18 protein-coding genes and 1 pseudogene are annotated in these 20,482 nt (G+C 49.8%); 5 read left to right on the top strand and 14 right to left on the bottom strand.

The annotated features are described in order from the left end of the window. Nucleotides 1-515 precede the first annotated feature (515 nt). A complete protein-coding gene (locus tag ASF12_RS25975) occupies nt 516-1,133 on the bottom strand; it encodes a TetR/AcrR family transcriptional regulator (RefSeq protein WP_056041024.1) in 618 nt (205 codons plus the stop codon). Nucleotides 1,134-1,528: 395 nt separating this feature from the next. Between ASF12_RS25975 and ASF12_RS25970 the strand changes: the two genes are divergently transcribed. Then, nucleotides 1,529-2,461, top strand: a complete 933-nt coding sequence (locus ASF12_RS25970) for an alpha/beta hydrolase family protein (RefSeq protein WP_056041022.1) — start codon at nt 1,529-1,531, stop codon at nt 2,459-2,461. A gap of 104 nt (nt 2,462-2,565) precedes the next feature. Then, nucleotides 2,566-3,729, top strand: a pseudogene (locus ASF12_RS25960) (DHA2 family efflux MFS transporter permease subunit). 745 nt (nt 3,730-4,474) lie between these two features. On the opposite strand, the gene ASF12_RS25955 reads toward ASF12_RS25960, so the two are convergent. Together ASF12_RS25955 and ASF12_RS25950 are read right to left on the bottom strand one after the other, a co-directional pair. After that, nucleotides 4,475-5,326 carry a TrmH family RNA methyltransferase gene (locus ASF12_RS25955; RefSeq protein ID WP_056041016.1) on the bottom strand — a complete coding sequence of 284 codons (852 nt, stop codon included), beginning with the start codon at nt 5,324-5,326 and terminating at the stop codon, nt 4,475-4,477. Nucleotides 5,327-5,335: 9 nt separating this feature from the next. Then, nucleotides 5,336-6,001, bottom strand: a complete 666-nt coding sequence (locus ASF12_RS25950) for a potassium channel family protein (RefSeq protein ID WP_056041014.1) — start codon at nt 5,999-6,001, stop codon at nt 5,336-5,338. Nucleotides 6,002-6,196: 195 nt separating this feature from the next. Between ASF12_RS25950 and sspI the strand changes: the two genes are divergently transcribed. Further along, nucleotides 6,197-6,427, top strand: a complete 231-nt coding sequence (sspI, locus tag ASF12_RS25945) for a small acid-soluble spore protein SspI (RefSeq protein WP_056041012.1) — start codon at nt 6,197-6,199, stop codon at nt 6,425-6,427. Nucleotides 6,428-6,433: 6 nt separating this feature from the next. Here the strand turns inward: sspI and ASF12_RS25940 are convergent, their stop codons facing one another. From ASF12_RS25940 to ASF12_RS25895, 10 genes are all read right to left on the bottom strand, one after another. Further along, a complete protein-coding gene (locus tag ASF12_RS25940) occupies nt 6,434-7,693 on the bottom strand; it encodes an alpha-D-ribose 1-methylphosphonate 5-triphosphate diphosphatase (RefSeq protein ID WP_056041010.1) in 1,260 nt (419 codons plus the stop codon). Between the two features lie 248 nt (nt 7,694-7,941). Next, nucleotides 7,942-9,045 carry a M24 family metallopeptidase gene (locus ASF12_RS25935; protein WP_081419057.1) on the bottom strand — a complete coding sequence of 368 codons (1,104 nt, stop codon included), beginning with the start codon at nt 9,043-9,045 and terminating at the stop codon, nt 7,942-7,944. Between the two features lie 245 nt (nt 9,046-9,290). Next, a complete protein-coding gene (locus ASF12_RS25930) occupies nt 9,291-10,394 on the bottom strand; it encodes a Gfo/Idh/MocA family protein (RefSeq protein WP_056041008.1) in 1,104 nt (367 codons plus the stop codon). After that, complete coding sequence (locus ASF12_RS25925; RefSeq protein WP_056041006.1) at nt 10,387-11,088, bottom strand: ThuA domain-containing protein; 702 nt, start codon at nt 11,086-11,088, stop codon at nt 10,387-10,389. The genes ASF12_RS25930 and ASF12_RS25925 overlap by 8 nt, the downstream gene beginning before the upstream one ends. 18 nt (nt 11,089-11,106) lie before the next feature. After that, entirely contained in the window at nt 11,107-12,273 is a 1,167-nt protein-coding gene (locus ASF12_RS25920) for a Gfo/Idh/MocA family protein (RefSeq protein ID WP_056041004.1), read from the bottom strand. A 20-nt stretch (nt 12,274-12,293) separates the two neighbouring features. After that, a complete protein-coding gene (locus ASF12_RS25915; RefSeq protein WP_056041002.1) occupies nt 12,294-13,322 on the bottom strand; it encodes a LacI family DNA-binding transcriptional regulator in 1,029 nt (342 codons plus the stop codon). Between the two features lie 184 nt (nt 13,323-13,506). Further along, nucleotides 13,507-13,836, bottom strand: coding sequence for a hypothetical protein (locus ASF12_RS25910; RefSeq protein ID WP_056040999.1), 330 nt, complete (start codon nt 13,834-13,836; stop codon nt 13,507-13,509). A 269-nt stretch (nt 13,837-14,105) separates the two neighbouring features. After that, nucleotides 14,106-15,692: a peptide chain release factor 3 gene (locus tag ASF12_RS25905; RefSeq protein ID WP_056040997.1), complete on the bottom strand. Its 1,587-nt coding sequence runs from the start codon at nt 15,690-15,692 to the stop codon at nt 14,106-14,108. A 147-nt stretch (nt 15,693-15,839) separates the two neighbouring features. Continuing rightward, the gene (gene zwf, locus ASF12_RS25900) at nt 15,840-17,396 is read right to left on the bottom strand and encodes a glucose-6-phosphate dehydrogenase (RefSeq protein WP_056040996.1); all 1,557 of its coding nucleotides are present in this window, start codon (nt 17,394-17,396) and stop codon (nt 15,840-15,842) included. A 143-nt stretch (nt 17,397-17,539) separates the two neighbouring features. After that, nucleotides 17,540-18,310 carry a YwmB family TATA-box binding protein gene (locus ASF12_RS25895; protein ID WP_056040994.1) on the bottom strand — a complete coding sequence of 257 codons (771 nt, stop codon included), beginning with the start codon at nt 18,308-18,310 and terminating at the stop codon, nt 17,540-17,542. A gap of 311 nt (nt 18,311-18,621) precedes the next feature. On the opposite strand from ASF12_RS25895, the gene ASF12_RS25890 reads away from it, so the two are divergent. Beyond that, entirely contained in the window at nt 18,622-18,984 is a 363-nt protein-coding gene (locus tag ASF12_RS25890; RefSeq protein WP_056040992.1) for a hypothetical protein, read from the top strand. 91 nt (nt 18,985-19,075) lie between these two features. Further along, nucleotides 19,076-19,759, top strand: a complete 684-nt coding sequence (locus ASF12_RS25885; protein WP_056040991.1) for a hypothetical protein — start codon at nt 19,076-19,078, stop codon at nt 19,757-19,759. A 38-nt stretch (nt 19,760-19,797) separates the two neighbouring features. Here ASF12_RS25885 and ASF12_RS25880 read toward each other — a convergent pair whose 3' ends face one another. Beyond that, on the bottom strand, nt 19,798-20,457 hold the full coding sequence (locus tag ASF12_RS25880; RefSeq protein WP_056040989.1) for a response regulator: 660 nt from the start codon (nt 20,455-20,457) through the stop codon (nt 19,798-19,800). Between the last annotated feature and the right edge of the window lie 25 nt (nt 20,458-20,482).

The raw sequence follows: 20,482 nt of genomic DNA, 5'->3' as shown, positions 1-20,482 counted from the left end.
CAGCTTTGTTTGAAGATGCAGGCACATCAATGCTGGAACCAAAACCGTTGCGCTGTCAACGCACAACAAGCGAAGCATCCGTGTAAGGTTACTTACCTCCACGAATGCTTCGCTTGTTCAATTAAATCTATTTCATCTGAGTTATTCTTTTCTTTTAATAGACCCTCTCTGTAATGGAGTATCTATCTCAAAATCGATTGGATGCATTGTACGATGTGGCTTAAAAAATGCCCATTTTTCAAGCCTGACACGTTGCCTTGAAGAAACTCAGAATTACTAACCTGTTGCTTAGAGCTCTCTGGATAAGTACATTGCGATCTGACGCGGAAATGGTCAGGATCTAGCGTCGTAAGTTCGTTATGCTTGCGTAACTCTTAATCGAACTCTTTGTCCCCATGCTCGTCCGTACTCCCGTATCCCTTCATAGAGCGCATTAGCAAACCTTTACCGGTCAGGGGCCGTAAAGGTTCACTAATCAATTCATCGCAAACACAATCAAAAATCTTGTCGAGGTGTTAAAGGTTCGCACGGAAACGCAACCCATCGATGAGAAGAGAAACAATATTTTTTACATGCTCTATATCACCATTGTTGTTTACTGACGTACAAAGGCTCGCAACCGCCCACAACAATTCGTCTGGCGTAATTTCAGTACGTACTTCATTAGCAGTTGTTGCTCTTTCAATCAAAATCTTCAGAGCAGGGCTTAATTCCTCTACAAAACAGATAGGTAAAGTTTCGTATGCTGGATCGTTAGAATGTAGAGCTGCCGCGAGTCCACGTTTAGTCGCTATGAACTCCAAATAGCGCAACATCCATCGTTCCAGTGCCTCAACAGGTTTATATTTATCGGCTAAGTCTATCGCAGCATCTGCGCAAGCATCAATCTCCTGACGAAAAACAGCTTCAATTAAATCAGAGCGTTGTGGAAAATGACGGTAAACAGTTCCTACTCCAACGCCAGCCTTTTCCGCAATCTCTCGAACAGGAGCGTCTACCCCTGAAGTTGCAAACACTGTCATTGCTGTTTGGAGCAAAGCATTAATGTTGCGCTGTGCGTCGGCACGCACGTATCGAGTTGTTTGCTGTCGAGGCTCTAATCCATCACTTCGATCTTCCGTTTTATCGTTCATTTAAGTAATATCCCCCATTAGTAAGTTCTATATCCCAATAAATATAATATAACACTAAATTGACTGCACTGAATATTCTGATGTGCAACAGTCATGACCATTACTTCAAATAGTTTAAGAAATATTAATATATTCGAATTTGATAGTGATGAAGACCCACAAAGTGCCTTTCTCCACTTTTTTAATATTGTCGCATATTCAAAAACATCATGGGTAATAGAAACTCAATAATTAGTAACTATTTTTCATCAGAAGAGATTTTTCATAAACCTCTTGTAAACGGAACAATATTCCGTATATAATAGGAACGCGGTTCCGTTTATGCCCGACTATAGCAGAACAAAGGCGGATTCGCAAATATTAAAGATTAGAAGAGAAGGGAAGGAATATTTATTATGAAAATCAATATGAACGCACCCTCTACCATCGCCTCTGTGAAGTCGATAGTGCTAGAATCCCTAGGTCGTGGCGAGGATTTGTTAGTAAAAGTATCAGCGCCAACGACCGGTCGAGACTTACCTATCATTGTTTTCTCACATGGTTCTGGCTCATCGTTGGATGGTTACGGCCCCTTGGTTGACTTCTGGGCTGCACACGGCTTCGCGGTCATACAACCCACCCATCTCGACTCGAGGACAGCGGGTCTCCCTAAGGACGATCCCCGCATACCTGGGATCTGGCGTTCCCGAGTCGAAGACATGAAGCTGATTCTCGATCAGCTTGATCTTCTAGAATCTGCTGTTCCCGGTCTGAGCGGTCGCCTTGACCGAAGCCGCATCGCCACAGCCGGACACTCCTTCGGCGGCCAAACGGCGGGCAATCTTTTGGGCCTGCGAGTTCTCAACCCGAAGACCAAGAAGGAAGAGGACCTATCCGACTCGCGCATCAAAGCGGGTGTGCTGTTCGCCACCGCTGGGCAAGGTGGGGACAACCTGACACCGTTTGCGGCCGAGAAAATGCCGCACCTGAACGTGAGCTTCGAGCACATGACCACTCCTTCCCTTGTGATCATCGGGGACCAAGACTACATCCCGCAAAAGTATCAGCTGACCATCCGCGGCCCGGAATGGATGGCAGACCCTTACTTCTTAAGCCCGGGAGCCGAGAGCCTGCTCACCCTCTTCGGTGCAGAACACTCACTTGGCGGAATCTCAGGTTACGAGGTTAAGGAAACAACGGATGAAAACCCAGAACAAGTCGCTTTGATCCAGCGGGTCACATGGGCTTATCTTCGTCATGCGCTCGATATTGAACATGACAGCTGGTCGGCAGTTAAAAAGTCCTTGTCAGAAGATAACAATCCAGTCGGTCGAATTGAATCCAAGTAAGTTCTAATAAGCCCTAGACTCGCTCCTTTACCAGCCTCTCACTGGCAAAGGAGCGTAACTACTGTACGTCTATAATGTAAAGGATAATATACAGCAAGGGTGGCATGACATATATGGTAAATAAACGATCTGTCCAGCAAATCAATCGAATAGGCATCGTGGCAGTTCTCATGCTGGGAACGTTTATTGCAACTCTCAATCAAACGTTAATGACTACAGCGCTGCCACATCTCATGCAAAGTTTTCATTTTACACAGAATACGGCGCAATGGCTAACCACGGCATTCATGTTAGTAAGTGGTATTATGATTCCGATAACAGCTTTTTTAATACAAAGATTCTCGACGCGATCATTATTTTTTACAGCTATGGGTCTCTTTGGGTTAGGTACTTTAATCTGTGCGACTGCTCCAGATTTCTCGTTCTTGTTGACTGGACGAATTGTCTAAGCTTTAGGCGCGGGTATTATCATGCCACTTCTATTTGTTATATTTCCAAAAGAACAACGGGGAACGGCTATGGGAATTTTCGGCCTCGTTATTGCATTTTCACCGGCAATTGGTCCATCCCTGTCCGGTTGGATTATTGACCATTATCAATGGAACGTGCTATTTGAAATCCTTTTACCGATTGTTCTATTCGTTTTGATTGCTGCTTATTTCATATTAAGGAATGTAACCGAAAGCACTTCTCCAAAGTTTGATATGTTGTCTATCATTTTATCTTCACTTGGCTTCGGTGGCTTGCTATACGGGTTTAGCATTACGGGAACGGCTGGTTGGGGCAGTTACTCATTTATACTAACAATAATTGGTGCTTTGATCGTTCTAGTTTGGTTTATTATTCTACAATTAATATTAGAACGACCCATACTCGAGTTTAGAATATTCCAATACAAAGTATTTTCTTTGGCTATGACCCTTGTCGCTATTATTTTTATTGTTTTTATCGGTGGCATGACCATGCTACCTATCTACACACAAAAAATGCTGGGGTATTCCGCTTTGGAATCTGGATTGATGTTGATGCACGGCGGGATTGTCATGGGAATCCTGTCACCAGTCGCAGGAAGAATATATGACAGAGTTGGTCCTAAATGGCTTTCCATCTGCGGGCTAGGTATCGGAAATAAGTGCCCAGGTACTCCTGTTTATACGGTCAGCTCCATCGGCAAACACAATTTTAAGCCCTTTATAGTCGAATTCATTACCCAAAGTCTGGAATGTCTAATTTATTTATTTGATAGTGAACTCCCTCGTTCAGCATAGTTAGGCAATATTTAAACCTGCTCTTAAGACTATATTAACTTCATTATGCTTTAAATATAAGAAAAATAATTTTTTCCTAGTATATCCTCTAATGGAATACTTGACTGTGTTGTTGACGATTGATAAAAATTAATTTATGAACAGTAGTGCTTATATTTTCCTCTGAAGAAGTTAACAGCTGTCTTAAAACCGAGTCTACAAGGCAGATTAAAATTGCAATTTGTTATATTTATTAAGATCATTCACCTCTCTGCTCTTCATTAGTTTAAAATCGATGAAATCTAATATACTTCTTTGATCAATTATATTGAGCTTTCTATACATAGATAAAAGACTTCCTTCCTGTGCAGTAAGTGAATTCACTTAAATTACCCTGTGAGATTCCGAGGGCTGCTGAAAACTCAACTTGGCTTTGATTAAGTAATTTACGATAAGCTCTAATTTTTTCTCCGATCATAACAAGTTCACCCTTTCTTTACTGTTCCCCTAAACAATCGTGCAAAAACTAAATAAGCACCCGGATTATCTCAATCTATAGTAAAAAAAATCATAGGGTCTAAAAAGGATATTTATTATCAATTATTTTCAAAATCCACAAAATCATTCACTAACAAAATGGCAGAAAACCCTTACGTATCAAGGACTTTTCTGCCACAAAGTTGTCTCACTATGATGTTATAAGAAGTCTCAAACTATCATATAATTAGTCTCAAAATATGTTATAACTCACAAATGACCTAGAAACTTAAGCATACCGTCTCTGCCTCATCGCCTCATGCAGCAGCACGGTTGCCGCCATCGCCACATTCAGCGATTCCGCCCGTCCGTGCATCGGAATAATGACCGTCTCATCGGCTGCCTCAAGCGAGCTTGCAGACAGCCCTTCCGACTCATTGCCGAGCAGCAGCCAAGTCGGTGCAGTCCAATCATACGAATAGCAAGTATGCGACGCTTCGAGGCTCGTCCCAACCAGCGCAAAGCCGCGATCCTGCGCCGCAGGCAGCAGCTCCGTCAAGTCCGCCTCTATAATCGGCAAATGAAATAGCGAGCCCATCGTGGAGCGCACCGTTTTCGGATTGTACAGATCAGCGCAGCCTTTGCCCAGCACGACGCCATTGGCTCCAACCGCATCCGCGCTGCGAATAATCGTCCCGACATTGCCAGGGTCCCTTACCCCATCCAGTACAACGACCAATCCGTTAGCTGAAAATAAAGCATCATCCGCTGCTTCCAGCTTGCGCACGACAGCAAAAACCGGCGGCGGCGTATCCGTCCCCGAGCATTTTGCCATAACCGGCCGCGCCGCCTGAATCCATTCGACGCTGGCACCTATTCCCGCACTCTCCGCAGCACTGCCCGCATATCCGCTTCCGCGGCCACCCTGCTCCGCCATCTTCCGCAGCTCCTCCGGCAAGCCGCGCTCCGCATCGTACATGACTGCTTCGATTGCCGCTCCAGCGGCGAAAGCTTCCTGCACCAAATGAACGCCTTCAATAATAAACTTGCCGAGGCGGTCGCGGTATTTTTTGTCCAGCAGGGAGGCCCACTGCTTCACACGGTCATTTTGAATCGAGGTTAAAAGGCTATGATTGTTCATATTTATTAGTCAACCTTCCGAATAGGCAATTTCTAAATTGGATAAGTCTGAATTTTTCCCTACAATAACTAAAATATCGATATCGCGAATGAGATCATCCGCATATGGCGCAATGTTCATATTTGAACCCGTCTTGATCGCCATGACGTTGCATTTGAACTTGGCGCGAATGTCGAGCTGCTTTAAGCTTTTGCCAATCATCGCTTCAGGCGCTTTAATTTCAATGATGCTGTAATCCTCGGAAATTTCAATGTAGTCCAAAATGTTAGGCGAGATCAAATGATGCGCCACGCGCAGCCCCATATCCCGCTCTGGATATACAACCTTGTCTGCGCCGATTTTGCTAAGCACTTTGCCGTGCAGCTCATTTTGCGCCTTTACGATAATGACGCCAACCCCCATATCCTTCAAGATGAGGGTTGTCAAAATACTCGACTGAATATCCTGCCCGATCGCCACGACCACGACATCAAAATTGCGAAGGCCCAGCGCCCGCATCGCTTCCTCGTCGGTGGAGTCGGCAATGACGGCATGCGTCACATGATTGACCGCGTCCTGTACGCGATCCTCGCTCGTATCAATCGCCAGCACCTCAAAGCCCATTTCGGTGAGCGATGATGCGACGCTAAGACCGAAGCGGCCTATGCCAATGACGGCGTATTGTTTTTTCGGCAAAACGCAACTCTCCCTTCCTATATGTACGAAAATCTGCTATCGACCATTATAACACACGCACCCGTGCAGAATGAAAAGCTGCAGCTGCGGACATATTAATCAGGCACGCCAATTAGCAGGTTTTTAGCGGCCTCGCTTACCATGCGCAGGACCACTGCGGTTGCGCGTAATAACGACGACTTGGAGGGAATCCGGTTGGATAATCTGGATTTGCGTCAAGCCATTATAAGGCGGGTACACGATAAGCCGCTCAATGAATTAACCGAAGTGATCGAAAGCTCGATTGGCAATGACGAGCGTGCGCTTCCCGGACTCGGCGTTTTGTTCGAAATGATTTGGAAGCAAATCGACGAGCAGGAACAAGCCCGTCTGGTAACAGCGCTGCATACGCAGCTAGCACGATTCGCCCAGCCCGCCACGAATTAAAATGCTTTAACGGGTCAACGCGGTATACACCGTTTTGCCGCCAACGATTGTCCGTTTGACCCATGGATGGCCTTCATAACGATCAACAATAACAAGGTCTGCCGCTTTGCCCCGTTCCAGCGAGCCAACTTCACTTGCTATACCCAGCGCTTCAGCTGGAGCGAGCGTAGCTGTGCGAACTGCTGCGGGCAAAGCGGCTATTCCTTCATCCGCCAGCTTAAAAATCGCATGCAGCAGCGCCGACGGATGATAATCTGAGCAAATGATGTCTGCCGCACCCACCCCAATCGCCTCAGCCGCCGATAGGTTTTTATCATGCGAGCCGCCGCGCACAATATTAGGCGCCCCTACACATACATGCAAGCCCTGCTGCACCGCATATAGAGCCGTTTCCAGCGTAATCGGAAATTCTGAAATACTGACGCCACAGCCCTTCAATTGATCGACTCGCTCGCTTGAATCATCATCATGCGAAGCGACCGATATGCCCCGCTGCACGGCCAGCTTCCCAAGCTCCTCTAATCCGGCCCAATCAATTTGGCGCCTATTTTCCATCAGCTCTGCTACGATGGCATTTACTTCATCGATGCTGACCGATTGATTTTTCATCACATAACGTTCGAACGAGCCTGGCTGCCTGTACTGCCCTTGGCCCGGCGAATGATCCATGAAGGACAAATAATCAATGGCACCTTCATCCACATAGCGCTTCACGATAGGCAAACCCGGCAAATACGAAATCTCGTATCTCAAATGAATTAGATTGCGCACGACAGAGCGCCGCTCGCGGTAGCTGCGAATGAGCTCCACCATCTGCGTCAGCAAATGCTCGCCCCTCAGACTAAGCCCAACGCCAAGCGATAACGAATGGTACATCGTCGTTATGCCATGCAGCGGAAGCTTGCGTTCAAACTCCAGCAGGGACATGCTTAACGGGAACAGCGTATTTGGTCTGGGCTGCACCTCTTTTTCAATCGCATCACAGTGTATATCAATGAGTCCAGGCAGCACATAACAGTTCTCCTCTTCGATGATTTCAAGCGCTGCGTAGCCGCTATTTCCTACACCTCGTCCATCATGTTCATGCTCACCAACATTTTCAGCAAAGTCGCCTTGCTGCGCTAGCCAGCTCTGTACCTGCTCTGCGCCAAGCAGCACTTCCTCTATGATGCCGTCCCTAACGATAACTGCCCCTTCCGCTACTGCATCCGGCAGCACGAGCTTCCCTTTAACCATCACAACCGATTGCCGCATCTCTGTCTTCATCTTGCACGCTCCCCTTTATAATTTTGCCAAAAATATAAAGTGATTATGTAGAAGCTACTAAGCTGTCAGACAAGCTTTATTAAAGCTTAACATACCATTTTTGCGTTCAATAACAAAGGGGTTGTCCCGTCCATGTGCAAGATCAATTGCAAGATCAATCACCAGGTGAAAAATAACAAAAAACCTCCTGCCATTCAACATGGCAGGAGGTTCGTATAAATCGGTTCATACTCCGGCTGTATCGCAGATTACAAATGCTGAAGCTCCTTCGGAAAGCTCGTCAGCACCTGCGGCTTGCCATCATCAACGATATAAATATCGTCTTCGATGCGGACGCCGCCAACCCCCGGCACATAAACGCCCGGCTCTACGGTGAACAGCAGCCCCGTTTCAATCAGCGATTCATTGCTCCCGTGAACGGAAGGCAGCTCATGAATATCAATGCCGAAGCCATGCCCCACGCGGTGGGTGAAATATTCGCCATAGCCTCGTGAGGTAATGGCTTCGCGGGCAGCGCGATCGACTGCGGCAAGTGTCCTGCCAGCTTCTGCTGCCGCAATCCCTTGACGGTTCGCCGCCAGCACCGCATCATAAATACGCGCCTGCTCGGCTGTACCTTCACCGATCACAAAGGTGCGCGTAATGTCCGAGCAATAACCGCCCTTGTATACGCCCATATCAATGAGCAGAAAATCATTTTCCTTCAGCCGATATTCGCCCGACCGGCCATGCGGCAATGCGGAGCGAGCGCCGCCCAGCACACTCGTCTCAAATGCAGGCTTATCGCCGCCCAGCACCCGAAGCCGATATTCTATCTCGGCGTTCAGCTCAAGCTCCGACACGCCAACAGCCGCCTTGGCTGCCGCTTCCTGCAGCACCTTCTCCGCAATTACGACTGCGGCGCGCACAAGCTCGATTTCCTCCGCCGACTTGCGAAGGCGCAAACGCATCAGCAGCGGCTCCACATCCCGGAATGCGGCCTTAGGAAATACTCCAGCCAGCTGCTCATAGGTTGCCACATTCAAATGCCGCTTTTCTATGCCGATTGCAGCCGCACTAATATCCGCCTCTTTGCCCAGCAGCTCGTAGGCATTGTCCGTATCCGATATCGCGACCAGCTTCGATACCATCGCCGCCTCGCTCGCACTCTCCTGATCCAAAGCCGGGACAAACAGCGTATATGTCGACTCCTTCGGGTTAATGAGCAGTCCCATAAAACGCTCATGCGGATCGCTATGAAAGCCCGTCAAATAAAAAATACTGCCCGGCGACGTAACGAGCGCAGCCTCGATTCCAGCAGCCGAAAGCTCGGCGATCAAGCTTGATTTTCTAAGCTCATAGGGGTTATACACGTTTCACTCTCCTCCTCCATCTAGTGCACCAATTGCTAAATCCAATAGCTCTATCATACCTCAAATGAGCCTGAAACTGGAAGCGGATGGTGCAAGACAAACGAGAGCCTTTTGTGAAAAATAGCGCGTTAACACCGGATAGCACCTCCCCCTTGCTAATCCAACGACCTGCATCTATAAGAAAAAGCCCGCCAACCCGCGATTTACGCGAATTAACGAGCCTGCTTCAACTGTCTATTACCAGCCTATTTGTCCAGTGTATATTCCGCCAAACCGAGCGGAAATACCATTGGCTTCTCGCAGCTGCTTTGCATCACATAATGCTTGCCTTGCTCCGCCGCATCATGGAAGCCATGCATCGCTTCCAGCACATGGTAAGCAAGCTCGCCGTTTGCCCGGTGCTTGCGGCCCGTCAGAATGGCTTGCGCCATGTCGGCTGCGCCAATGCCTCTGCCATTTTCCGAATGGCCGTAAGCAAGTGGAATCGTCGACCATTCCGAAGCCCCGCCGCGGCGCAGCTTGATTTCCCCGCCGAAATTGTTCGGGTTCGTAACTTGAAGCGTGCCTTGGCTGCCGTACACCTCAATGAATGGCAGCGTGGAGCCGCCCTTCACATCAAAGCTAGTCAGCAGCGTCGCGATTGGCCCAGCGGCAAATTCCATAATGCCGGCCACATGCGTCGGCACTTCAACTTCAATTTTTTGCCCATGCTTCGGCGCGCTCGTAATCGTTCTCTCCGGGAAGGTAATGCGAGTCGAGCCCGTTACACGGGCAATCGGTCCTAGCATCGCAATTAGCGCCGTCAAATAATAAGGTCCCATATCGAACATGGGGCCGCCGCCTTGCTGGTAATAAAACTCGGGTGCCGGATGCCAGCTCTCATGTCCGCCGGACATCATAAAAGCGGTAGCGCCGATAGGCGTGCCAATCCAGCCGTCTTCAATGATTTTAATGCACGTCTGGAGTCCGCCGCCAAGGAACGTATCGGGCGCGCTGCCTACCAGCAGCCCTTTCGCCGCCGCCAACTCCAGCACCTGTTTGCCTTCCTCGCGCGTAACCGCGAGCGGCTTCTCCACATACACATGCTTGCCAGCTTCCAGCGCCTGCAAGCACACTGGGGCATGTGCGGCTGGAATCGTTAGATTAATGACCAGCTGCACTTCCGGGTCCGCAAGCAGCTCAGCGACCGAGCAGCCGCGAATGCCATACTCCGCGCCTTTCTCCTTGGCGCGTTCTACATCGAGATCCGCACAAGCGACAATTTCCATGGAGCTGAATTTTGAACCATTTTCCAAATAAATACGGCTAATATTTCCTGTCCCGATGATCCCAACCTTGACTTTACTCATGTTTGCCTCCGTCTCTGCCTGCCGCAGCTGCTTTGCCTTCCGCACACCAGTTAAACCCGCGTCTCATCATTTCTTTAACAACTGGAATGTCTACAATATTAGCCTGGTGCCCAAGCGAATTATAGTAGACGCGGCCTACGCCCCAGCGCTTCGTCCAAGCGACCGGCATATCAACCGCTTTATTCAGCGCATGAGGACCGTCTGCAACGGGGAAGCGCGTCGTCGCCAGCACTTCAACCGCTGGGTCCACATGCATATAATACTGCTCGCTGCTTACTGTAAAATCCTCAATGCCATCGGTCAGCAGGCTGGACGTGTTGGTCACATTGACCACATATTCCACGCCGTCATTGCCGGGATGCGATACCCACTGGCCGCCCGTCATGAACTGCCATTCTACGCTTTCGCGGAAGGAGTCGCACATGCCGCCGTGGCAGCCGGCAAGGCCAACGCCGCTTTGAACCGCTTCGGACACATTTTTCAGCTGATCGCCCGTAATCTTTCCCATCGTCCATACCGGAACGATCAGGTCCAGCGCCTTCAGCTTCTCGCCATCCTCAAAAGCCTCCAGCGTATCCGAAACCTCAACCTCAAAGCCTTCTCCTGCAAGCACTGCTTCAAAAATAGCTGCTACCTCTTTAGGCTGATGTCCGTCCCAGCCGCCCCATACGATTAATGCCTTCGGTTTGCTCATCGTCTTATCGCATCTCCTCTATTTATACTCCGCCAGCTTCACCCAACGGCGCTCTGTAATGGACTGCTCAACTGCCTCTAGCACCTCTTGGCACCGAAGGCCATCGTGGAAATTCGGTACCGGTTGACGATCCTCGTGAATCGCCAGCATCAGCTCCTGCATTTCATGCGTGAACGTATGCTCATAGCCAATCGTATGTCCCGCCGGCCACCAGGCATCCATATAAGCATGAGCCGGATCGGTCGCCAGCACGCGGCGGAAGCCCTGAACGTCATCAGCATCGTCGGTAAAATAAACCTCCAGCTCATTCAGACGCTCGAAATCGAATTTGACACTGCCCTTGCTGCCGTTAATTTCGAAAGCATTGGTAGAGCGGTGACCTGCCGCGAAGCGCGTCGCTTCGAAGCTGCCGAGCGCACCATTTTCAAAACGAGTCATAAACAGCGTCGCATCATCCACCGTTACTTTGCCGCGAGCACCAGAAGCATCCCCTTTGGCGCTAAGCCCCGTCATTTCCGATGGCAGCGGGCGCTCTTTGATGAACGTTTCGCTCATGCCGATTACCTCGTCAAACTCGCCAACAAGGAAGCGCGCCAAGTCGATCAGATGAGCGCCAAGGTCGCCATGCGAGCCTGAGCCGGCAACTTCCTTCTGCAAGCGCCAGACGAGCGGGAATGAAGGATCAATGATCCAATCCTGAAGAAATACCGCACGGAAATGGTAGATTTCGCCCAATCGGCCATCGCTGACGAGCTTCTTCGCCAGCTGCACCGCTGGTGCAAACCGATAGTTAAAGCCAACCATATGCTTGATGCCAGCCTCTTCTGCCGCATCGAGCATTTCCTTCGCATCCGCTACATTGAGTGCCAGCGGCTTTTCGCAGAACAGATGCTTGCCAGCTGCGGCAGCCGCCAGCGCAATTTCCTTATGCGCATCGCTTGGCGCATTAATATCAATCACATCGATGTCGCTGCGTTCAATCAGCTTGCGCCAATCCGTCTCGGCGCTTTCCCAGCCGAACTGGCTTCTAGCTTGCTCCAGCGCCTCGGCGTTGCGCCCGCAAATCGCTTTCATCTCTGGCAGCGCTGGCGTCTTCGGAAAAAACATCGGCAAAGCCCGATAAGCATTGCTATGCGCTTTTCCCATAAACTTATAGCCGACCATTCCCACACGTACTTTCCCCATATCAATCTCCGCCTCCCGATTTATGAAGATGTTTCCCGCTTAATCAAATGCACAGGCAGCAGCCCTTCCTCCGCCTGCTCCAGCAGTTCCTTCTCTGGAGCGAGCAGCCGCTGAGCTGCCCTTCTTCCCATTTCGTAAAAAGGTACCGCTACCGTCGTCAGCTTCGGGCTCACAATAACCGAGCCTTCCGAATCATCATAGCCGACGAGCTTCACATCAATCCCAGCCTCGATTCCATACGCGCGCAAGCCATCCATCAGGCCAATAGCCATCCGGTCATTAGCGGCAAAAACCGCATCCGCCTGGCCGCTGCGGATGAGCGCTGCGACAGCTTCCGCAGCTTCAACCCCACTCTTGCGGCTGTAATTGCCCAGCAGCGTCAATGACGGATCGTAAGCAAGTCCCGCATGTGCAAGCGCCTGCTTGTAGCCGGTCATTCGGTCCATACTGCTTGAAAACACATCTGGCCCATTGAGAAAAGCAATCCTTCGGCTCCCGCCGTCGATCAAATGCTTGACGGCCTCGTAGCTCCCCGCATGATGATCCGCATCGACGGACAAATATCCTTCCTCCGCGAATCGCTGGTTAACGAGGCAGAACGGATAACCCTTCTCCTGCAGCTCCGCAAGCGCTTTCTTCTCTTCCGGCACATTTTGAGCGCCGAGCACAATGCAGGCATCGATCTTCTGCGCCAGAAACAGCCTGGCATAATCACGCGAGCCGCTAGGCTCTCGAAAGATTAACAGCACATCATACCCATATTGCTTAGCCGCCTCGCCAATGCCGCTCAAAATTTCTGCAAAATAATACGTGGAAAACAAATGAACTTTAGGTACAAATGGCAAGATAACGCCCAAATTGCCGCTGCGGCTTCTAGCAAACTGCTGCGCCAGCGCACTTGGCACATAACCAAGCTGCTTTGCCGCATCCTCTACTCGAAGCCGAGTTTCTTCCCTGATAGGCCCAACCTTATTAAGCACTCTGGATACTGTGGCTTCGGATACGCCCGCAAGTGACGCAACTTCTTTTCTACTAACCAAAGCAAGCATCCTCCTGATTCTCAAGCAAATTCAATCAATGTACACGCGTACATTATTTCATGAAAGTGGAAGCTCGTCAATACTAAAAATAAAAGCATAAACAGCAAAGAGCAGTGCTGAACCCCGGAAGGCCTGCCCTGCTCTTTGCTGTTTGCTTCTTTGCTGTTCTCAACCGCTGCTTACAATGACTTCCTTAGAAGCTTGACGGCGGCGGAGGTGGCGAATACGACTGGTTGCGATCTGCCTTTGACGCACTAACAAGGAGCAAAACGCCTGTAATTAAATGCATGATCATGCCCACAATCGGAATAACCGCAATAACGGACGTCACAATACCCAAAATGCTGCCATGCTTATCGGCATTATGCTGCGAAGCCAGCACCAAGGTCACAATATGCAGAGCCAGCATTACAACTAACGGAATATAAGAAAGACCCATTACAATCAGGCCGCCCATAACTGGGACTCCTATAATAATTTCAAAAATTCCTGTAATCAACAATAACGTTTTTACATTGCTCATTTTCCTTCAACCCCCCACTTCGATGCAATCGTCACCATGCAAGGAAAACAAATACAAGCTTCCTTCTCATATACTCTCCTATTGTATTCCAATTCGACTAGGTTTGACAATGCTTTTCCACAAGGTGAAACGGCTGTCGCCGTCCTTTGGCGGTGCAGCGCGTTTCAGTCCGAGAAATATAAGCCATTAATAAGGGAGAAACTTATAAATGCTTATCTTTCAAAAAAAAACGCCAGAGCCGCTTGCCTGCCCTGGCGTTTCCAGCGCGATTAAGGCGCTGTTTCTAGAAATTTCGACGTAGGATTTTTGTCCATCGCCGTCCTCATCGCATATTCATTCTCGAACAAGACGACATAATTGCCCTTCTTATCTTGAACGAGCGTGGAGTTAATCCGGAATTTCGCCGGATCGATTTTGTCATCTACAATCCAGCGTGCAAACTGGAACGTCATGCGGTGCAACTGGATTTCGACGCCATACTCCGCACGCATCCGATATTCGAACACCTCAAACTGCAAGTGCCCAACGACGCCCAAAATCGTTTCATCAAAGCCGCCAACCGAACGGAACACCTGAATCGTGCCTTCCTCCGTCAGCTGGTCAACGCCTTTTTGATACTGCTTATGCTTCAAGGCATTTTTAACCGTTACTTTAGCAAAAATCTCTGGTGAGAACGTCGGCAGCTCATCAAATATGACTTCCGAGTTTTGCGACAGCGAATCGCCAATCCGGAAAATGCCCGGATCGAACAAGCCGATAATATCGCCCGGATAAGCCGTCTCCACTATGTCGCGATCCTGCGCCAAAAACTGCTGCGGCTGCGCCAGCTTAATATCTTTGCCCGCACGGACATGGCGAACGCTCATCCCACGCTCAAACCGCCCGGAGCAAATGCGCAAAAAGGCAATCCGGTCGCGGTGGGCCGGGTTCATATTCGCTTGAATTTTAAAGACATAGCCCGAAAACTTCTCATTCGTCGGTTCAACCGGGCCGGATTTGCTCATGCGCTCTGTCGGTTTTGGCGCCAGCTCAAGGAAGTTATCCAGAAACGTTTGGACGCCGAAATTGTTAACCGCACTGCCGAAGAAAATCGGTGTCAGCTCGCCAGCGCGTACTTTCTCGATATCGAATTGATCGCCTGCTACATCAAGAAGCTCAAGATCCTGCACGAGTTGATCATGCAAATAGTCGCCTGCCATCTCGCGAATAATCGGATCGTTGTAATCATCCGTTTTCCGAACTTCAATCGTGCTGTGGTCATTGCCTTGGAACAGCTCGACCTGGTTTTTCATCCGGTCATAAACGCCGCAAAGCTCGCGGCCCATGCCAATCGGCCAGTTCATTGGAACCGAACGGATGCCAAGCACACGCTCCAGCTCCTCCATCAGTTCAAACGGACTTTGTCCTTCACGGTCCAGCTTGTTGATGAAGGTAAAAATCGGAATGCCGCGTTTACGGCAAACTTGGAACAGCTTGATCGTCTGGGCCTCGACACCTTTGGCAACGTCAATCAGCATGACCGCGCTATCCGCTGCTGTCAGCGTCCGGTACGTATCCTCACTGAAATCCTGGTGGCCAGGCGTATCCAAAATGTTGACCCGATGGCCGTCGTAATCGAATTGCATGACGCTGGAAGTAACGGAGATTCCACGCTGCTTCTCAATTTCCATCCAGTCGGAGGTCGCATGGCGGCTTGCTTTCCGCGCCTTAACGGAGCCTGCCAGACGAATAGCTCCTCCGAACAGGAGGAGCTTCTCGGTTAGCGTCGTTTTTCCCGCATCCGGGTGAGAGATAATCGCAAAGGTGCGGCGCTTATCGACTTCCAGCTGCAATTCATTGCTTAGCGTTTTGCTCATTGCTTGCCTTCCCTTCATTCATACAGCGCACGGCCTAAAGGCGGTGCGCTGTGGAATATCTTCATTTGAAATTATGCGAAATTGACGCCCAGCCTGCTGCTTGGAGACTGCGAAGAAATAAAGTACCGCTAATTTCCTCGCAGCTGCTTACTTGCCGCTGTTCGTAATCCAGATCACTTTGTCTTCGTCCTGTCCATTGACCGGCCACCAGTGGAAGCCATCCTCTGCAAGCAGCTTATCTGCCGCTTCCGGACCCCATGAGCCAGCAGAATAAGACCCAAGATCCTTTTTGTCCTCGCCCCATGCTTGAGCGATTTTGTCAACAAACTCCCATGCCTGCGCTACTTCATCCCAACGGGTGAAGTAAGTGGAATCGCCGCGCACCGCATCGTGGATCAGACGCTCATACGCTTCCGGCGTATTCAAGCCGATTTGGCAGCTTTGGCAAAATTCCATAGCCACGGGCTGTACCGAATTGTCGGCACCAGGTGTCTTGGCATTGACTTTAATATAAATGCCCTCCATCGGGTTAACCCGAATGACGAGCAAATTCGGCGCAAGATCATGACGCTGCGCGAACAAAACGTTTTGCGGCATCGACTTGAATTCAATAACAACCTCAGTCGTCTTCACCGGCAGGCGTTTGCCTGTACGGATATAGAACGGAACGCCAGCCCAACGGAAGTTGTCTACCGCTACTTTAGCAGCGAAATACGTTTCCGTCGTCGATTCCGGATTAACGGAATCCTCTTGGCGATAACCGGCCAATTCCTTGCCGCGAGCCGAGCCTTCGCTGTATTGGGCGCGAACGACGTTTTTGCGAACCTCATCGCTGGATTTGTAGTTGCGCAGCGAGCGCAGCACTTTCACCTTCTCATCGCGAATATCTTCGCCATGCAGACGGCTAGGCGGCTCCATTGCAATCATCGTGAGCATTTGGAGCATATGGTTTTGGCCCATGTCTCTTAATGCACCGGATTTGTCATAATAACCGCCGCGATCCTCTACGCCAACCGTTTCCGACAGCGTAATTTGCACATTGGCGATATGATTATTATTCCACAACGGCTCAAAAAATGCATTAGCAAAACGGATAACCTGAATATTTTGCACCATTTCTTTACCCAAGTAGTGGTCAATGCGGAAAATTTCCTCTTCCTTGAACACTTGGCTCAGCTGGTCATTCAGCTTTTGTGCGGATGGAAGATCGTAGCCGAAAGGCTTCTCAATAACGACGCGGCTCCAGCCTTTGCACTCAAGCAGCCCGCCGTCGCGCAGGTTGAAGGACACCGGTCCGAACAGCGCAGGCGCAAGTGCTAAGTAGAATAAGCGGTTGCCTGGAATATCAAATTTCGCTTCCAGCTGCTCCGAAAGCTTGCTCAGCTCGCGGAAGCCGTCCACCGTGTTAATATCCAGCGACATATATTCGAAATGCTCGGCAAAACGATTCCATAGCTCGGCATCATCCGCCTTGTAACGGCAAAATTCCACAATGGAATCATAAACGTCCGAACGGAACTGCTCGTTCGTGCGAGGTCTGCGGGCAAGGCCTACGACCGCAAATTTTTCAGACAATTTTCCTTCTTTATATAAGCTGAACAGGGCAGGGAACAATTTGCGCTTAGCTAAATCGCCTGTTGCTCCAAACAAATAATATACGGCGCCTTGCGGCGATAGCGTTTCGGGATTCGTATTTTGCTCCATATTCCTCATTCTTTCCTATGAATTTTTATACGTCTTTGCATGGTATGTAGTTTAACATATTAATCCTGAAACTGCTACGCAATCCACCATAAAAAAAACTAATAACGATCGTTATTTCTCCTGATTCCATCACAATATTTCATCTATTGCGAAGCGCTGTAATCTCCCGAAATCAGCGGGATTCCAATGACGACCTCCAGCTGTCCCGTATCCGTTCCTTTATGCACGGCAACCTGCATATTCGCCTCCTTGCCGCCAGTCTTTACAGAAGCTTTAAGCCCTCCAGTAAAAAAGCTTTCGCTCACCGTCCCGGCATCATCATACCGCTCCACCTGTTCAGCGGCTGCAAGCTGCGCAAGCCTCTCTGCAACATTATTATATTCTGTCAAGCCTCTGATGGTTATTCCTCCATCATAAGAAATATTTGTCCTTCTCATAGCAGACTCGATATGATCTATAGCTGAAAGCAGCTTATGCTGATCCGCTTGTTTGCTTGATTCGGTGGAAAAAAGCAGCAGCATCTGCTGTTTCCCTTCCCCGGCTGACGCCGTCACGCTCATAGACAGCTTGCCGCCTACTTCCGGCAGCAGCGTGCTCAGCTCCCCTTCCGCATCGCCCTCGTAGCGTGGAAACAGCTGCTCCCGCAGTTTAGCCGCCTCTCCGCTCGCATACCAGCGCAGCGTCCAGCCTGCTCCGGGCGCCCCGGACTTCAGCAGCCCATCGCTCCAGCTCCACATTTGCTTAACGTCATGCTGAAGCAAGCTGCCCTCCGCTTTCCCCTGCGTTGTCAGCTTGTCCTGATTAACGAGCGCCCATACCGCGCCAAAAAGCAATACCATTGCTGCTGCCAGCACGCCGATTCGGCTGCGCCGTTTTATTTTATCCGGTTCCGTGTACCTGTTCAGCTTTGCCATCGAACACATCAGCCTCCTTGGTCTACATAGCCTTCCAAATCATGGATAACGCTTCCATTTTACATGAAATTCCATGAAAGAACAGGAGCAATATATTTATTTTTGCTTGTGTTCCTTTGAGCCTCTAGCCTTACATTTCCGCTTGCCGCTTATTTAAAAACGCGATTGCTGTTTGAATTAGGCAGAAAAAGGTGAATTTACTGTAGATAGGCTGCTTTCTTCGCTCATCTGGGTAAACATCCATACACATCCGCCTGTAGGTGAATATACTGCTTGCAAAAGCATAAAGCCCAATAGGAGGTTACTCGTATATGGAACAAATTTATCCGCTTGAAGAAGGCGTCATATCGCGTTTTTGCGGAATGCCCGTTTGCATTGTGACCCACGACGGCGCAAGGCATTTCGGCGTGTTAAGCCACTGCCGAGGCGGCAAGCTTACGCTGAATGAACAACCGGGCGCACAGATGCTGGCCGAAGCCGAATCCCCTAAAGCCGATAAGGCCAAAGGCAAAAACAAAGGCAAAGCAAGCAAAACAGCCAAAGAAAAAGTCGCTCAAACCCAAGCTTATCCTTATGATCCCTACTATTATAATTACCCGGGGTATAACTGGCCGTATGGCGGCGCGTTCGCTATTGACCTTGCCCTAATTGCCTTTTTGTTCCTGCTCATTTAATAAGCCAGCTTTCGACAGCGATTTTCAGCAGTATTTGCAGCTGTCATCCTTTATGCTAACTACAGGAAACCGATTGAAGGAGGTTATTGAAATGTCCATCCGCCCTATCGAACGTACGAACCGGAGAGCCATCTTCGAGCCTATACAGCGCATCACGCCTTATGCCAGTTATCCCTACAGGGACATGGAGTTTCAACGGCCTCCCGAGCATGATTTTGACTGGAATGATCCTTATCGCGAAGCTGCCGGCCATGCGGCCGTCTGGCTCGAACAATATAGACAAGCCCACAAAGAGGTGCAAGTCATTGCTATCAAAATCCGCAATGATTTCAACGAGCGCTGCCTTGTCGAACAGCTGACGAAGCTGACGGGCGTCATGAATCGCCTGCAGCAAGCTTTTGTACAGGTAGCCCGCTACATTAAGCCATCGCTGTGGGATCGTGCGCAGCAGGCCATGAACCATCATGCGGCGGAGCTGGTTGGCTTTATACGGGACGACATCACAAGCCGCTGGATGCTGCGTCCTGCCATTGCCGCTTCCATCTACCGCGAGTACCCGCTGTCAGGCCAGCATTTGTATCGCCAGCTTCTAGGCCCCTACGGGCTAATGACGACGCTGCTGCAGGCCTTGTCGCTCGGCGGCGACGAAATCCGGACAACCGATCTCTTGAAAAATAGTGCCGAGCGTACGCAGCCATACGCCACTTACTACAGCTCGATGAAAATGCATTATCCGCTTCCCCCAAGCGGCCTGCTGCTGAACGATGAAGGCTAACCAATAACTTTCAAAAAAATAAGCAAGGAAATTGCCTCCTATTCGGCAATTCCTTGCTTATGTGCGTATATGGCAGCCTGTGTCCGGTCATCTACGTTAAGCTTATTGAAAATGTTCGTAATATGAAACTTCACGGTTTTCACCCCAATGAACAGCTCATCCGCGATTTCCTGATTCGACATCCCCTGTGCGACCCGCTTCAGCACATCCATCTCGCGGTCGGTCAAATCATCATGCAGCGGAGCTACGACGGGCTGCTTAGGCTGGCGCATGCGGCTCATCATCTTGGCCGCTACTTGCGATTCCAGTACCGATTGCCCGCGTGCGGCCGCACGGATCGCATCCGCTATTTCGTTTGCTCTAGATGTTTTCAATAAATAACTGAACGCACCCGCTTCAATGACCGGATACAGCTTGCTGTCATCGAGATAGCTCGTCAGAACGATGACCTTGCAATCCGGGTACAATTCCAGCAGCTTCGCTGTTGTCTCCACGCCATCCATGCCATCCATCACCAAATCCATCAGCACAACATCCGGCTTATACGATTGGGCCATACGAATACCGTCATACCCGTTGCTTGCTTCTCCGACTACTTCTATGCCTTCTTCCGTATCCAATACGGCAGCAAGGCCGATTCTCACCATCTCGTGATCATCTACCAGCAGCACTTTTACGGGTGCAGCTAATTGTTCCATCGACTCCACACGGCTCCCCCACTTT

Source organism: Paenibacillus sp. Leaf72 (genome assembly GCF_001422685.1).
In the GTDB taxonomy this organism is placed as follows: domain Bacteria; phylum Bacillota; class Bacilli; order Paenibacillales; family Paenibacillaceae; genus Pristimantibacillus.
Note: the sequence above shows the minus strand (reverse complement) of the source record. Positions and strands in the feature narration are given on the sequence as shown.

Coding starts and splice junctions, on each gene's coding strand:
- ASF12_RS25905 (WP_056040997.1), bottom strand. CDS start 15,692: ATGAGCAAAACGCTAAGCAATGAATTGCAGCTGGAAGTCGATAAGCGC.
- ASF12_RS25915 (WP_056041002.1), bottom strand. CDS start 13,322: ATGCTTGCTTTGGTTAGTAGAAAAGAAGTTGCGTCACTTGCGGGCGTA.
- ASF12_RS25890 (WP_056040992.1), top strand. CDS start 18,622: ATGGAACAAATTTATCCGCTTGAAGAAGGCGTCATATCGCGTTTTTGC.
- ASF12_RS25975 (WP_056041024.1), bottom strand. CDS start 1,133: ATGAACGATAAAACGGAAGATCGAAGTGATGGATTAGAGCCTCGACAG.
- ASF12_RS25895 (WP_056040994.1), bottom strand. CDS start 18,310: ATGGCAAAGCTGAACAGGTACACGGAACCGGATAAAATAAAACGGCGC.
- ASF12_RS25885 (WP_056040991.1), top strand. CDS start 19,076: ATGTCCATCCGCCCTATCGAACGTACGAACCGGAGAGCCATCTTCGAG.
- ASF12_RS25930 (WP_056041008.1), bottom strand. CDS start 10,394: ATGAGTAAAGTCAAGGTTGGGATCATCGGGACAGGAAATATTAGCCGT.
- ASF12_RS25925 (WP_056041006.1), bottom strand. CDS start 11,088: ATGAGCAAACCGAAGGCATTAATCGTATGGGGCGGCTGGGACGGACAT.
- zwf (WP_056040996.1), bottom strand. CDS start 17,396: ATGGAGCAAAATACGAATCCCGAAACGCTATCGCCGCAAGGCGCCGTA.
- ASF12_RS25910 (WP_056040999.1), bottom strand. CDS start 13,836: ATGAGCAATGTAAAAACGTTATTGTTGATTACAGGAATTTTTGAAATT.
- ASF12_RS25920 (WP_056041004.1), bottom strand. CDS start 12,273: ATGGGGAAAGTACGTGTGGGAATGGTCGGCTATAAGTTTATGGGAAAA.
- ASF12_RS25955 (WP_056041016.1), bottom strand. CDS start 5,326: ATGAACAATCATAGCCTTTTAACCTCGATTCAAAATGACCGTGTGAAG.
- ASF12_RS25880 (WP_056040989.1), bottom strand. CDS start 20,457: ATGGAACAATTAGCTGCACCCGTAAAAGTGCTGCTGGTAGATGATCAC.
- ASF12_RS25970 (WP_056041022.1), top strand. CDS start 1,529: ATGAAAATCAATATGAACGCACCCTCTACCATCGCCTCTGTGAAGTCG.
- ASF12_RS25940 (WP_056041010.1), bottom strand. CDS start 7,693: ATGAAGACAGAGATGCGGCAATCGGTTGTGATGGTTAAAGGGAAGCTC.